The sequence below is a fragment of the Gemmobacter caeruleus genome, from assembly GCF_008271655.1.
In the GTDB taxonomy this organism is placed as follows: Bacteria; Pseudomonadota; Alphaproteobacteria; order Rhodobacterales; family Rhodobacteraceae; genus Gemmobacter; species Gemmobacter caeruleus.
In genome coordinates, this window is record NZ_VKKX01000052.1 from 1 (window position 1) to 12,651 (window position 12,651).

Sequence of the window (12,651 nt, forward strand, 5' to 3'; positions counted from 1 at the left end):
TCTTCACCCACTCGTTCAGCGTATGGGCCGAACAACCGATCTTCGCCGAAATCGACACGATCGCCTGCCAGCGCGACCCATGCTGACCTTCGTTGTCGAAGACCAGCCGCACCGCCCGCTCGCGCACTTCAGGGGAAAACTTGTTCGTCGTCTTGCTCATGATGCTCCATCCTACTCAGGAGTTGGAGCCTCCGGCAAACCCGGCGCGGTTCAGGGCAGGTCAGTCGCGCGCCATTACGCGGTCTCCTTTAACGACGCGGCCCAAACGACTTCGTTTCCGCCCCGGCTGTCGCTACGACGATCATCTTCTGGCTATGACCCGAGAACGAGCAGCGACCATAGCGCTTCCGCCTCGGAGCGCGCGGCGGCGCTTGACAGGGGCGGGGGGATCGCGGATAAGCGCGCATCCCGGCGACTCCCCTGAGTCTGTCCGGGATTTTCTGTTGATCATCGTCCCGGCGACGGGGCGCGCTGTTCGAGGCGGGGCAACCCATGAACGCCGACCCGGCAACGGGAAGGGGCCGCAGGACGCGGAAAACCTGGAAGGAAAGACCCATGTTCGCGGTCCTCAAAACCGGCGGCAAGCAATACAAGGTGCAGGCAGGCGATATCCTGCGTGTCGAAAAGCTTGCGGCCAATGCTGGCGACAAAGTCCAGTTCAATGAAATCCTGATGGTGGGTGGCGACAGCGTCACCGTCGGCGCGCCCACCGTGGCCGGCGCCGCCGTGCAGGCCGAAGTGATCGCCCAGATCAAGGGCGAGAAGGTCATCCACTACGTCAAGCGCCGCCGCAAGCACAGCTCGCAGCGCACCAAGGGCCATCGCCAGCAGCTGACCCTGCTGCGCGTGACCGACGTGCTGGCCGCCGGCGCCGAGAAATCGGGTGTCATGGCTGCCACCGGCACCGCCGACGCCCGCCGCGCCGCGCATAACGCCCCGGCGAAATAAGGAGTAACACCCCATGGCACACAAGAAAGCAGGCGGTTCGTCGCGCAACGGTCGTGACTCGGCCGGTCGTCGTCTGGGCGTGAAGCTCTATGGCGGTCAGGCTGCCATCCCCGGCAATATCATCGTGCGTCAGCGCGGCACCACCTGGTTCCCGGGTGAAGGTGTCGGCATGGGCACCGATCATACGATCTTTGCCACCGTCGAAGGCAAGGTGAGCTTCCGGAAGGGCCTCAAGGGCCGGACCTTCATCTCGGTCCTGCCAGTCGCGGAAGCCGCGGAATAAGCCGAAGAACCCGCAGGGCAACCTGCCGCAGGGGGATCGGCTGAAAGGCCGGTCCCCCTCAGCGTTTCAGGGTCATCCGATGACCCGGACGCCACAAGGGGCCGGTGAAGGGGGCAAGTCCCCGGTTCATCAGGAAGACCCCATGTCCAGCCCCATCCTTACCGGAAAAGACCTGATCGCGCTTGGCTTTCCGCCCGGACCCGCCCTTGGGGCGGCGCTGAAAGAGGCGCGCGCGCGTGATCTGCAAGGCGCGGCGCTGGCCGATTTCGTGGCCGCGCGCAAACCCGCGCCGCAATTGCCGTTGCAGGCGGCGCCCGCGCCCTTTGCCCTGCATCTGGAGGCCGAAACTGCCGAGGAGGCCGCCAACCTGGCCGCCGTGACCGCCGCGATGGCGGCGCTGATGTGCACCCCTACGCTGCGGGCGGGGGCGGTGATGCCCGATGCCTGCCCCTCTGGCCCCGGTGCGACCATCCCGGTGGGCGGCGTGGCCGTGGCCGAAGGCGCGATCCATCCCGGCATGCATTCCGCCGATATCTGCTGTTCCGTCATGCTGTCGGGCTGGGACGGCGTCCCGCCCGCCTATGTGCTGGAGGCTGCGCATCGCGTCACCCATTTCGGGCCGGGCGGCCGGGCCGAGGGCGACCGTTTCGCGCTGCCCGCCGATCTGGCGGCCGCGTTCCGCGCCAACCCGTTCCTCAATGCACCCGCGATTCTGGCGGCGGCCGAGGCGCATCTGGGCACTCAGGGCGATGGCAACCACTTCGCCTTTGCCGGGCGTTCCCGTGCCACGGGGCAGGCGACGCTGGTCACGCATCACGGCTCGCGCGGGCCGGGGGCCTTGCTGTTCAAGGCCGGCATGAAGGTGGCGGAGCGGTTTCGCAAGACGCTGTCGCCGGCGACCGATCCGGTCAATGCCTGGATCCCGGCCGACTGCGACGAGGGGCGCGCCTATTGGCAGGCGCTGCTGGTGATCCGCGCCTGGACGCAACTGAACCACGAGCTGATCCATGCCGGTGTCGCGGCGCGTCTGTGCCGGCCGGTGGTGCGCCGCCTGTGGAACGAACACAACTTTGTCTTCCGCGACGGCGATCTGTTCTACCACGCCAAAGGCGCGACCCCGGTCGCCCCGGCTTTCGTGCCGGACGGGGTGCAGATCGTGCCGCTGAACATGGCCGGGCCGGTCCTCTTGATCCGCGCGCCCGAGGGTGGCCCGCCGCTGCCGCTGCCGGACGGGCGCCGCCTGGGTTTCGCGCCGCATGGCGCGGGGCGCAACCTGTCGCGCCGCGCCCATCTGCGCAAGCTGGGCGAGGTGACCGAGGCCGAGGTTCTGGCGCGCGAGGTGGCGGGGCTGGATGTGCGGTTCTTCTCGGGCCATCCCGACCTGTCGGAACTGCCCTCGGCCTATAAATCCGCGGCCACGCTGCGCGCGCAGATGCAGCGGCATGGCCTGGCCGAGGTGGTGGACGAGATCGCGCCGCATGGCTCCATCATGGCGGGCGACTGGGAGCGTGACGCCCCCTGGCGCCGACGTCTGGCGGCACGGGAAAGGCAGGCGGGCTGACCGCCCGCGTGCAATTTGGGGATGAATGTGCCATCCCTGTCATTCTTCTGCCGCAAGCGTCTGGCAGAAGGTCTGTTCAGGCCCCATCTTGGATGTTCGGGGCCAGTTGGGGGGGCAGGTGGCCTGACCGCCTGTGCCCCACGCTTCGAAGGAGGGAAGCGATGAAGTTGGATGTGATTGCGAAGGATCAGGATTTTTCCGGTGTGGCGGGCTTTGGCCAGATGGTCGATGGCGTCATCGCGGCGGGCCGTTTCGTGCTGCGCCCGGTCCGAAAATCCGATGCGGGGCTGTTTGCCATGTATGCGGGGGACCGCCGCGTGGCCGAGGCGACCCGCTCGATCCCGCATCCGCTTCCGCCCGGGGCGGCCGAGAATTTCGTGACCCGCGCCATGGCCCCCAAGGGGGCAAAGGATGTCTGGGTGCTGGATGGCAGCGCCACGGGCCTGGCCGAGGTGCTGGGCGTCATCAGTCTCAAGCGCATGGACGAGGAAAAGTTCAACCGCGACCAGAGCGAGATCGGCTATTGGGTCGCGCCGGCCTTCTGGAACACCGGCTTCGGTTCCGAGGCGGTGCGCGCGCTGGTCGCCGCCAACCCGCAGAAGAACCGCACCATCTTTGCCGAGGTGTTTCAGGACAATCCGGGTTCCGCCCGCGTCCTGACCAATGCGGGGTTTCAGTATCTGGGCGACGCCGAGACCTTTTCGGTGGCGCGCAATGCAAGGGTGCCGACCTGGACCTATATCCGCAAGCTGGACTGACCGCATGCCCTGCCGCAGGAACGGGCGGCAGGGCAGCCAATTTCGGGGCCGATGATGGTGATACGGGACGCCAGACCCGCCGATGCGGCGGGGATTGCCGCGATCTATAACGATGCCGTGCGCACCACCACCGCCATCCTGATGGAGGGCGAGGTGGATGCGGCGAACCGCGTGGCCTGGATGCAGGCGCGCGCCGCGGCGGGCTATCCGGTGCTGGTGGCCGAGGCGGCGGGCAGGGTTCTGGGCTATGCCAGTTTCGGCGACTGGCGCCCGTTCGACGGCTTTCGTGCGACGGTGGAAAACTCGGTCTATGTGGACCCGCAGGCGCGGGGGCGGGGGATCGCGGGCGCGCTGCTGGCGGCGCTGATCCCGCGCGCGCGGGCCTGCGGCAAGCATGTCATCGTCGCCGCCATCACCGCCGAAAACGACGCCTCGATCCGGCTGCATGCGAAGGCGGGCTTTGTCGAAACCGCCCGGATGCGCGAGGTCGGGCAGAAATTCGGCCGCTGGCTGGATGTCGTCTTCATGGAATTGCGGCTGGACGACCGACCGTCGCCGTAAAGTCGCGGGAAATAAGGGCCCAAAGGCCCGCCCCGCGCTTGCGCCCGGACCGTTCCGGGGCTATCGCCATGGATCAATCCGCTGCCGCCTGTCTGAAGGGATCACCCGATGAAATTCCTCGATCTTGCCAAGGTCTATATCCGCTCCGGGGGCGGCGGGTCGGGCTGCGTGTCGTTCCGGCGCGAAAAGTTCATCGAATTCGGCGGCCCCGATGGCGGCGACGGCGGCAATGGCGGTTCGGTCTATGCCGAGGCGGTGGAGGGGCTGAATACCCTGATCGACTATCGCTATCAGCAGCATTTCTTCGCCAAGTCGGGCCAGCCCGGCATGGGCAATCAACGCACCGGCCGCTCGGGCGAGGATATCGTGCTGAAAGTGCCGCTGGGCACCGAGATCATCGACGAGGATGAGGAAACCGTCATCGCCGACCTGACCGAACCGGGCCAGCGCGTGTTGCTCGCACAGGGCGGCAATGGCGGCTGGGGCAACCTGCGGTTCAAATCCTCGACCAACCGCGCGCCGGCCCGGGCCAATCCGGGACAAGAGGGGGTGGAGCGCACGATCTGGCTGCGGCTGAAGCTGATCGCGGATGCGGGGCTGCTGGGCCTGCCCAATGCCGGCAAATCCACCTTCCTGTCGGCGGTGTCGAATGCCCGGCCCAAGATTGCGGATTATCCTTTCACCACGCTGGTGCCCAATCTGGGCGTGGTCGGCATCGACGGGCATGAATTCGTCATGGCCGACATTCCCGGCCTGATCGAAGGCGCAAGCGAGGGGCGGGGCCTGGGGGACCAGTTCCTCGCCCATGTCGAACGCTGCTCGGTGCTGCTGCATCTGGTCGATGGCACTTCCAGCACCATCACCAAGGATTATCGCACCATCGTGGGCGAGCTGGAGGCCTATGCCGAGGATCTGGCGACCAAGCCGCGCATCCTGGCGCTGAACAAGATCGACGCGCTGGACAAGAAGACCCTGGGCACCCGCAAGCGGGCGCTGGAAAAGGCCAGCGGTGGCCCGGTCTATCTGATCTCCGGCGCCTCGGGCGAGGGGTTGAAGGACGTGCTGCGCGCGATCCATGCCGAGATCATGGCCGACCGCACCGCGCGCATGCCGGTAGAGGTGACGAAATGGCAACCCTGACCGCGGCGGCGACCGGCGCACCGGATGTGCGGGCGGCACGGCGGCTGGTGGTCAAGATCGGCTCGGCGCTGCTGGTGGACCGGCAAAAGGGGCTGAAACAGGGTTGGCTGTCGGCGCTGGCGATGGATGTGGCCGAGGCCAAGGTGCGCGGTTGTCAGGTGGTGCTGGTCTCCTCCGGCTCCATCGCGCTCGGGCGCATCATCCTGGGCCTGCCCGCCGGCGCGCTGACGCTGGAACAAGGCCAGGCGGCGGCGGCCGTGGGCCAGATCCGTCTGGCCCGTGCTTATGAGGAAGTGCTGGCGCCGCATGGCATCACCACCGGGCAGATCCTCGTCACGCTGGAAGATACCGAGGACCGGCGGCGTTACCTCAACAGCCGCGCCACGATGGAGACGCTGCTGGGGCTGGGCGTCGTGCCGATCGTCAATGAAAACGATACCGTCGCCACCGACGAGATCCGCTATGGCGACAATGACCGGCTGGCCGCGCAGATCGCGGTGACGGCGGGGGCGGATCAGCTGGTGCTGCTGTCGGATGTGGACGGCTTCTATACCGCCAATCCCAAGGAAGACCCGACCGCCACACGCTTCGACGTGGTGGAGACCATCACGCCCGAGATCGAGGCCATGGCCGGCGATCCGATTTCGGGCCTGTCGAAGGGCGGGATGAAGACCAAGCTGATGGCGGCCAAGACCGCCGTCGCCGGCGGCTGTGCCATGGCGATCATGGAAGGGTCGGTGCTGCGCCCGCTCAAGGCGCTGGCCGAAGGGGCGAGCCGCACCTGGTTTGTGCCCAAGGGCGACCCGCAACAGGCGCGCAAGCTGTGGATCAACGCCATGAAGGAAAAGGGCAGGATCCGGGTCGATCCGGGCGCGGTCACGGCGCTACAGTCGGGCAAGAGCCTGCTGCCCGCCGGGGTGACCGGTGTCGAGGGTCGCTTTGGCCGGGGCGAGCCGGTGGCCATTCTGGGCCCGGGCGGCGAGGTGCTGGGCAAGGGGCTGATCCGCTATACATCCGACGAGGCGCGGGCGATTGCCGGGCATCGGTCGGGCGATATCGCGGGGATCCTCGGCTATGCGGGCCGGGCGGCGCTGATCCATCGCGACGATATGTCGGTCTAGGCGGGAAGCCCCGGGGGTTTTGCACCCCCGGACCCCCGCAGAGTATTTCTGCAAGAAGCAAAGGGGCAGAGCATGGAAGACGTGGGCAAGCTGATGCAGGAGATCGGGGCCAAGGCCCGAGAGGCTGCGGCGGAGCTTGCCTTCGCGCCAGCCGAGACCAAACGCGCGGCGCTGCTGGCGGCGGCCGAGGCGGTGGAGGGCGCGGTGCCTGCTATTCTGGCCGCCAATGCGCAGGATCTGGAATTCGGTCGTGCCAAGGGGCTGTCGGCCGCGATGCTGGACCGGCTGGTGCTGGACGAAGGCCGGATCGGCGGCATCGTCGCGGGCCTGCGCGCCATTGCGGACCAGCCCGACCCGGTGGGGCGGGTGCTGGCGGAATGGGACCGGCCGACGGGGCTGCATATCCAACGGGTTGCGACGCCGCTGGGCGTGGTGGGGGTGATCTATGAAAGCCGGCCCAACGTGACCGCCGATGCCGGGGCGCTCTGTCTCAAGGCCGGGAATGCGGTGATCCTGCGCGGCGGGTCGGAGAGCTTTCATTCCTCGCAGGCCATTCACGCCTGCATGGTGGCGGGCCTGCGCGCCGCCGGCCTGCCCGAGACCGCGATCCAGCTGGTGCCGACGCGCGACCGCGCGGCGGTCAGCGCCATGTTGCAGGCGGTCGGCCTGATCGACGTGATCGTGCCGCGCGGGGGCAAGGGGCTGGTGGGCCTTGTGCAGACCGAGGCGCGGGTGCCGGTCTTTGCCCATCTGGAGGGCATCTGCCATGTCTATGCCGATGCCGATGCCGATCTGGAAAAGGCGCGCCGGGTGGTGTTGAACGCCAAGACCCGACGCACCGGCATCTGCGGTTCCGCGGAATGTCTGCTGATCGACCGGGGGTTTTACGCGCGTCATGGCGCGGTGCTGATCGAGGATCTGCTGAAGGCCGGGGTCGAGGTGCGGGCCGAGGGCGACCTTGCGCAGGTGCCGGGCACCGTGCCCGCCACGCCCGAGGATTTCGGGCGCGAATTTCTGGACATGATCATCGCGGCGAAGCTGGTCGATGGGGTGGACGGGGCGATTGCCCATATCCGCCGCTATGGCTCCAGCCATACCGAAAGCATCCTGACCGAGAATGACGCGACCGCCGCGCGGTTCTTCCAGCGGCTCGACAGTGCGATCCTGATGCGCAACGCCTCCACCCAGTTTGCCGATGGCGGCGAGTTCGGCATGGGAGCCGAGATCGGCATCGCCACCGGCAAGATGCATGCGCGCGGGCCGGTCGGGGCCGAGCAACTGACCAGTTTCAAATATCTGGTCACCGGCGACGGCACCTGCCGGGCCTGATCAGCGCGTCAGCGGCCCGAGGAGATCGCGCACCAGTCGCGGGATGTCTTCGGGCGCCGGCAGGTCGTCGGTCAGCAGGCGGAACCACAGCAGCGCGATGATGCGCTGTTCGGCATGGTGGGGCGACAGGCCGGCGGCCAGTTCGCCGCGCGCGGCGGCCCGCGCCACCATGTCGTCCAGATGATGCCAGCGGCTTTCGCGTTCCTGCCGCATCGCCCGGCGCACCGTCTCGTCCTGTTGCGCCTCGGCGATCAGCAGCCGCAGCAGCGGCCCCAGCCCGCCCCGCCATTGCACCAGCATGGCCGTCAGATAGCTTTCCAGATCGCCGCGCAGGCTGCCGGTATCGGGGGCGGGCAGACCCTGCTTGGCACGGGAATACAGTGCCAGCAGCAGATGCCCGCGCGAGGGCCACCAGCGATAGACCGTGGCCTTGCCGGCCCGCGCCCGGCGGGCCACCGCCTCCATCGTCAGGCGGGCGAAGCCGTCTTCGGCGATGATCGCGGCGGCGGCGTCCAGCACCGCGGTTTCGGTATCGGGGTTGCGCCGGGCGCCGGTCGAGGCACGCGGTTCTGAAAGCGGGTCGGCCATCACACTCCTCTTGCGATACGATACGTTCCGTTTTGCAGAAACGATACGTCTCGTTTCAACGGAGTCTGCCATGTCCGCCACGTCTGCACAAGCCACAGCGCCCGCGCGCAGCCCGTCCCGCCTGCGTTTCGCGATCTTTGTCTTTCTGGGGGTCTATCCGCTGGTCACGCTGGGCATGATGGTGGTGCAGCCGCTGACCGCGGACTGGCCGCTGCCGGCGCGCACGCTGCTGCTGGTGCCGGTGATCGTGGTCTGCATGGTCTGGGGCATCATCCCCTTCATCCAGACGCGGCTGCGGCGCTTTCTGTAAAAAGCGCCGCAGGGCAGGGGGTCAGAGCAGGAAGGCCCCGGCGCCCAGGCTTTGTGCGCTGGCCAGCATCAGCGCGAAATCCGCCGCGCCGTCGCCATCGGTATCGCCCTCGATCAGGGTGCGGCCGCCGGTCTGCACGCTGCGCAGCTGGCCGGCGATTTCGCTGAAGGCGCGGGTGCCGATGAAGGTCAAGGCCTGGTCACCGCCGACCGCCTCGCGCGCGTCGATGGCGCGCAGGTCGATCCGGTCGCCCTGGGCGCGCGAGAAATCCACGATCAGATCGGTCAGCCCGTCATCGCCGGTGCTGTGATCGACGTCCGAGAAGACGAACCTGTCAGCCGCCGCGCCGCCCACCAGCGTATCGGCGCCCGCGCGCCCCTCCAGCACGTCCCGGCCACCGCCGCCTTGCAGGCGGTTGTCCTCGCCGTCGCCGCGCAGGATGTCGCCTGCCGCGCCGCCGACCAGGTTCTCGATGTCGCGCAGGATGAAATGGCCCTGGCTGTTCTGCACGACCGTCGTCCGCTCACCAAGGTCGATGTTCAGCCGCACCGAAAAGGCGCGGAAGATCGCGGTGTCGCTGTCGCGGTCCTGATCGGTGGAGACATTGCCGCCGCCATTGATGGTGACGGGCGACTCGGCATCGGGCTGGCGTTGCAGGATCACCCGGTCGGCATCGCGGCCAAGCGCGAGGAAGCTGACGCCGCCGCGCCCGACCGTCACCAGATCCGCGCCGCGCCCGGCGTCGATCAGGCCCACCCATTCGCCCTGGGTGATGATGCGGTCATTGCCACGGCCCGAGCCGATATAGTCGATCTCACCGATGGCGGTGATCGTGTCATTGCCCTCGCCCGAGGTGACGGTGCCGGCGCTGCCCGCGCCGATGGTGACGGCATTGTTGCCATTGCCCAGTTCGATCGTGTTGACCCAGCCCCGGCCGGTCCTGACCACGTCATTGCCTTCATGGGTGCTGACCGCCTCGATCGAGATCCCGCCCAGCGTCACGCGGTCATTGCCGATGCCGGTCGAAATCAGGCTGGTGCCGGTATTGACCAGGGTCACCACGTTGTTGCCCGCGCTGTGCAGCAGGATCGCGTCGATGAAGCGGCTGCCGCCGGTCGTCGTGTCGCTCATGACGGTGGCGGTGTTGCCGGTATTGCGGATCACGCCGACGCCCCAGTTGCTGCCGGTCATGGTGATCGACACGGCGCGCATCGGATCATCTTCCGGTGCCCAGAGAAAAAGCCCCTCGATGAAGCGGACGCCGAACCAGCTTGTGTCAAAGCCGGCAAGTTTGAAATCGGTGACGCCGTTCAGGCGATAAGAAGTGTTACCCGTCAAGGTCGGCATGAAATATCTCCGGAAATCTGGTCCTGTCGCGCGCTGAATCCTTGCACTTCGGACGGGCTGGCGCAATAGCTGTGCGCCAATGCGCAGAATTTCTCAGAAGGTCAGCCGGATCTCGCCTTCCTGGATGCCCACGGCCAGCTTGCGGTTCAGTCTGGCGACCTCATCGGGGACAAGGGCGAAATGCACCTGGGCGGGGGTCAGATCAAAGGGCGCGCCGGGGTTCGACAGCACCTCCCACAGGGCAGGGTTGACGCGCAGCTTGGGGGCGCGGCCGATCAGCGTCCAGCGATTGTCGCCGCGTTCGACGGTGATCTGGCCGCCATAGGCCATTGCCGTTTCAAGACACATGAGCAGCAGGAAAGCGAGCTTCACCTCATGCCGGGGCAGGTCGGCAGGGCCTTCCCAGAGGATTTCCAGCCGCCCGCCGCGCGTCAGATCGGCCAGGATATTCGCGACCTCGGGGCGGCCGATCCGCTGATCGCCCCCCACGGCGCCAAAGGCGATGCGAAAGAACCGGATGCGCGCATTGGCGCTGGCCACACTTTCGGAAATCAGCGCCATTTCCGGGCCGCGCGCGGCGCCGTCCATGATCAGCAATTCCACCCCATTGCCGATGGCGCCGATGGGGCTGATAAGGTCATGGCAGATTCGCGAGCCCAGCAGGGCAGTGAGGTCGGGGCGGTCGGTCATGGATCTCTGCGGCAGGTTGACGGAAGGGACACAGCAATGAGCCTCGGGTTGAACGCCCTGCTGGAGCCGGGCATGATCGTGCGCCACCCGCAAGAGGCCGATTGGGGGCTGGGCCAGGTGCAGTCGAACATCGGCAATCGCATCACGGTGAATTTCGAACATCGCGGCAAGGTGGTGATCGACGGCAGCCAGATCGCCCTGCAACGGGTCTTCGATACCTGACCTAAGGTATTGTATTTTGCGGGATACGCAACCCCGGATTGCGCCCGCGCCGCGGCATGGCCGGTGAGGGCGGGCTTGTCACTGGCGGCGCGATCCGTCTATCTGCGTCAAGGCAAGGGGGCAGAGGGGATATGAGGGCCGATCCGACCGTGTTTGAAACCCGGCTGGCACGCGATGCGCGCGACCTGCGCGCGGCGCAACGTCTGCGCTATGCGGTCTTCGTGGGCGAGATGGGCTCGGACGGGCCGCTGGTCGATCACGCCGAGCGGCTGGAGCGGGACGATTTCGACGCGATCTGCGACCATCTGCTGCTGATCGACCGTCGCCGCGACCCCGACCTTCTGGAAGATGTGGTGGGCGTCTACCGCCTGTTGCCGGGCGACCGGCTGCCGCCGGGCGGGCGCTTCTATTCCGAAACCGAATTCGACCTGGCGCCGCTCCACGCCAGCGGCCGCCGTCTGCTGGAACTGGGCCGGTCCTGCGTGCATCCCGATCACCGGGGGGGCGCGGCGATGATGCTGATCTGGAACCGGCTGGCGGAATATGTGCTGGAACGCGGGATCGAACTGATGTTCGGCACCGCCTCGTTTCCCGGCACCGATCTGGCGGCGCTGGCCGGGCCGCTGGCGCATCTGTGGCAGAACCATCTGGCGCCGCCGGGCCTGTGCCCGCGCGCCATCGGGGCGGGGCGGGTCGGGCTGGCCGACCTGCCGGCGCAGCCTGCCGACCGACGCGCGGCCATGCAGGCGACGCCCGCGCTGATCAAGGCCTATCTGCGGCTGGGCGGCATGGTGGGCGAGGGCGCCTATCTTGATACCGCCTTTCGCACCACCGATGTTCTGATGCTGATGGACACGGTCGCCATGTCGCCGCGCCACCGCGATTATTACGTCCGCCGCCATGACGAGGGCACATGAGACAAGCGCCGTTCCCCCCCGTGGCCGACTGGCAGGCCGAACGCATGGCGCCCCTGCGCATCGGCCCCTTTGGCTATGCGCTGGCCGCCTTGCGCGGGGTGGCGCTGGCGGGGCTGACCTATGGCTGTCTGCTGGTCTTTCTGCTGCTGCGCCTGCCCGAACGTGCCTTCTTTGGCCTGCACCGGCCCTGGACGCCGTTTCTGACGCAATTCGTCTGCCGCAATGCGCTGCGGATCATGGGGTTCCGCTATCGCCGCAAGGGCAAGCCTATGGCGGGGCAGGGCGCCATCGTGGCCAATCATGCCGGCTGGATCGACATCTTTTCGCTCAATGCCGCGGACCGGGTCTATTTCGTGTCCAAGGATGATGTGGCGGGCTGGCCCGGCATCGGCATCCTCGCGCGGGCCACCGGCACCATGTTCATCGCCCGCAAGGGCACCGAGGCGAAACGCCAGCAAGAGATGATGGAGGAACGCCTGCGCGCCGGCCATCGTCTGCTGTTCTTTCCCGAAGGCACCTCGACTGACACGCTGCATGTGCTGCCCTTCAAGGCGCCGCTGTTTCAGGCATTCTTCACGCATGGCATGGACCGGGTCTTGCAGATCCAGCCGGTGACGGTGGTCTATCACGCGCCCCGGGGCCGCGATCCGCGCTATTACGGCTGGTGGGCCGATATGGGCTTTGCCGCGCATCTGATGCAGGTTCTGGCCACGCCGCGTCAGGGCCGGATCGAGGTGATCTTTCATCCGCCGGTGCCGGTCGATGCCTTTGAGGGGCGCAAGGCGCTGGCCGCCTATTGCGAGCGCGTGATCCGCACCGCGCATCCGCTGGCCGCCGCGCCCGAGAGCGCCGCCGCCCCGGTGCCCGAAGCCTGAC

General features: G+C 67.5%; 16 protein-coding genes. 12 read left to right on the top strand and 4 right to left on the bottom strand.

Annotation, left to right across the window (positions count from 1 at the left end):
• Positions 1 to 160, bottom strand: a 160-nt coding sequence (locus tag FOA17_RS16830) for a transposase (protein WP_238991876.1), incomplete at its 3' end; no start/stop codon positions are given.
• A gap of 395 nt (positions 161 to 555) precedes the next feature.
• On the opposite strand from FOA17_RS16830, the gene rplU reads away from it, so the two are divergent.
• The 8 genes from rplU (at position 556) to FOA17_RS16870 (ending at position 7,701) form a co-directional block, all read left to right on the top strand.
• The gene (gene rplU, locus FOA17_RS16835) at positions 556 to 948 is read left to right on the top strand and encodes a 50S ribosomal protein L21 (RefSeq protein WP_149142892.1); all 393 of its coding nucleotides are present in this window, start codon (positions 556 to 558) and stop codon (positions 946 to 948) included.
• A gap of 13 nt (positions 949 to 961) precedes the next feature.
• A complete protein-coding gene (rpmA, locus tag FOA17_RS16840) occupies positions 962 to 1,231 on the top strand; it encodes a 50S ribosomal protein L27 (protein WP_149142676.1) in 270 nt (89 codons plus the stop codon).
• A gap of 142 nt (positions 1,232 to 1,373) precedes the next feature.
• Positions 1,374 to 2,792 carry an RtcB family protein gene (locus FOA17_RS16845; protein ID WP_149142677.1) on the top strand — a complete coding sequence of 473 codons (1,419 nt, stop codon included), beginning with the start codon at positions 1,374 to 1,376 and terminating at the stop codon, positions 2,790 to 2,792.
• A 221-nt stretch (positions 2,793 to 3,013) separates the two neighbouring features.
• Positions 3,014 to 3,550, top strand: a complete 537-nt coding sequence (locus FOA17_RS16850; protein ID WP_149142893.1) for a GNAT family N-acetyltransferase — start codon at positions 3,014 to 3,016, stop codon at positions 3,548 to 3,550.
• Between the two features lie 54 nt (positions 3,551 to 3,604).
• Positions 3,605 to 4,111, top strand: coding sequence for a GNAT family N-acetyltransferase (locus FOA17_RS16855; protein ID WP_149142678.1), 507 nt, complete (start codon positions 3,605 to 3,607; stop codon positions 4,109 to 4,111).
• Positions 4,112 to 4,219: 108 nt separating this feature from the next.
• Entirely contained in the window at positions 4,220 to 5,251 is a 1,032-nt protein-coding gene (gene obgE, locus FOA17_RS16860; RefSeq protein WP_149142679.1) for a GTPase ObgE, read from the top strand.
• Positions 5,239 to 6,372, top strand: coding sequence for a glutamate 5-kinase (gene proB, locus FOA17_RS16865; protein ID WP_149142680.1), 1,134 nt, complete (start codon positions 5,239 to 5,241; stop codon positions 6,370 to 6,372). Before obgE ends, proB begins: the two co-directional genes overlap by 13 nt.
• A 72-nt stretch (positions 6,373 to 6,444) precedes the next feature.
• On the top strand, positions 6,445 to 7,701 hold the full coding sequence (locus FOA17_RS16870; RefSeq protein WP_149142681.1) for a glutamate-5-semialdehyde dehydrogenase: 1,257 nt from the start codon (positions 6,445 to 6,447) through the stop codon (positions 7,699 to 7,701).
• On the opposite strand, the gene FOA17_RS16875 is transcribed toward FOA17_RS16870, so the two are convergent.
• Entirely contained in the window at positions 7,702 to 8,289 is a 588-nt protein-coding gene (locus tag FOA17_RS16875) for a TetR/AcrR family transcriptional regulator (RefSeq protein WP_162528295.1), read from the bottom strand.
• Between the two features lie 70 nt (positions 8,290 to 8,359).
• Between FOA17_RS16875 and FOA17_RS16880 the strand changes: the two genes are divergently transcribed.
• Positions 8,360 to 8,599 (top strand): putative antibiotic biosynthesis monooxygenase, encoded by a 240-nt coding sequence (locus FOA17_RS16880; protein WP_149142683.1) that lies wholly within the window; start codon positions 8,360 to 8,362, stop codon positions 8,597 to 8,599.
• A 21-nt stretch (positions 8,600 to 8,620) separates the two neighbouring features.
• Here the strand turns inward: FOA17_RS16880 and FOA17_RS16885 are convergent, their stop codons facing one another.
• Both FOA17_RS16885 and FOA17_RS16890 read right to left on the bottom strand, forming a co-directional pair.
• Positions 8,621 to 9,946, bottom strand: coding sequence for a calcium-binding protein (locus FOA17_RS16885; RefSeq protein ID WP_149142684.1), 1,326 nt, complete (start codon positions 9,944 to 9,946; stop codon positions 8,621 to 8,623).
• A 93-nt stretch (positions 9,947 to 10,039) separates the two neighbouring features.
• Positions 10,040 to 10,636: a histidine phosphotransferase family protein gene (locus tag FOA17_RS16890; RefSeq protein ID WP_149142685.1), complete on the bottom strand. Its 597-nt coding sequence runs from the start codon at positions 10,634 to 10,636 to the stop codon at positions 10,040 to 10,042.
• 36 nt (positions 10,637 to 10,672) lie between these two features.
• On the opposite strand from FOA17_RS16890, the gene FOA17_RS16895 reads away from it, so the two are divergent.
• The 3 genes from FOA17_RS16895 to olsA all read left to right on the top strand — a co-directional run bounded on the left by FOA17_RS16895 (position 10,673) and on the right by olsA (position 12,650).
• Positions 10,673 to 10,858: a DUF3553 domain-containing protein gene (locus FOA17_RS16895; RefSeq protein ID WP_149142686.1), complete on the top strand. Its 186-nt coding sequence runs from the start codon at positions 10,673 to 10,675 to the stop codon at positions 10,856 to 10,858.
• Positions 10,859 to 10,989: 131 nt separating this feature from the next.
• Complete coding sequence (gene olsB / locus FOA17_RS16900) at positions 10,990 to 11,775, top strand: L-ornithine N(alpha)-acyltransferase (protein ID WP_149142687.1); 786 nt, start codon at positions 10,990 to 10,992, stop codon at positions 11,773 to 11,775.
• A 20-nt stretch (positions 11,776 to 11,795) separates the two neighbouring features.
• On the top strand, positions 11,796 to 12,650 hold the full coding sequence (gene olsA / locus FOA17_RS16905; RefSeq protein ID WP_149142894.1) for a lyso-ornithine lipid O-acyltransferase: 855 nt from the start codon (positions 11,796 to 11,798) through the stop codon (positions 12,648 to 12,650).
• Position 12,651 lies beyond the last annotated feature (1 nt).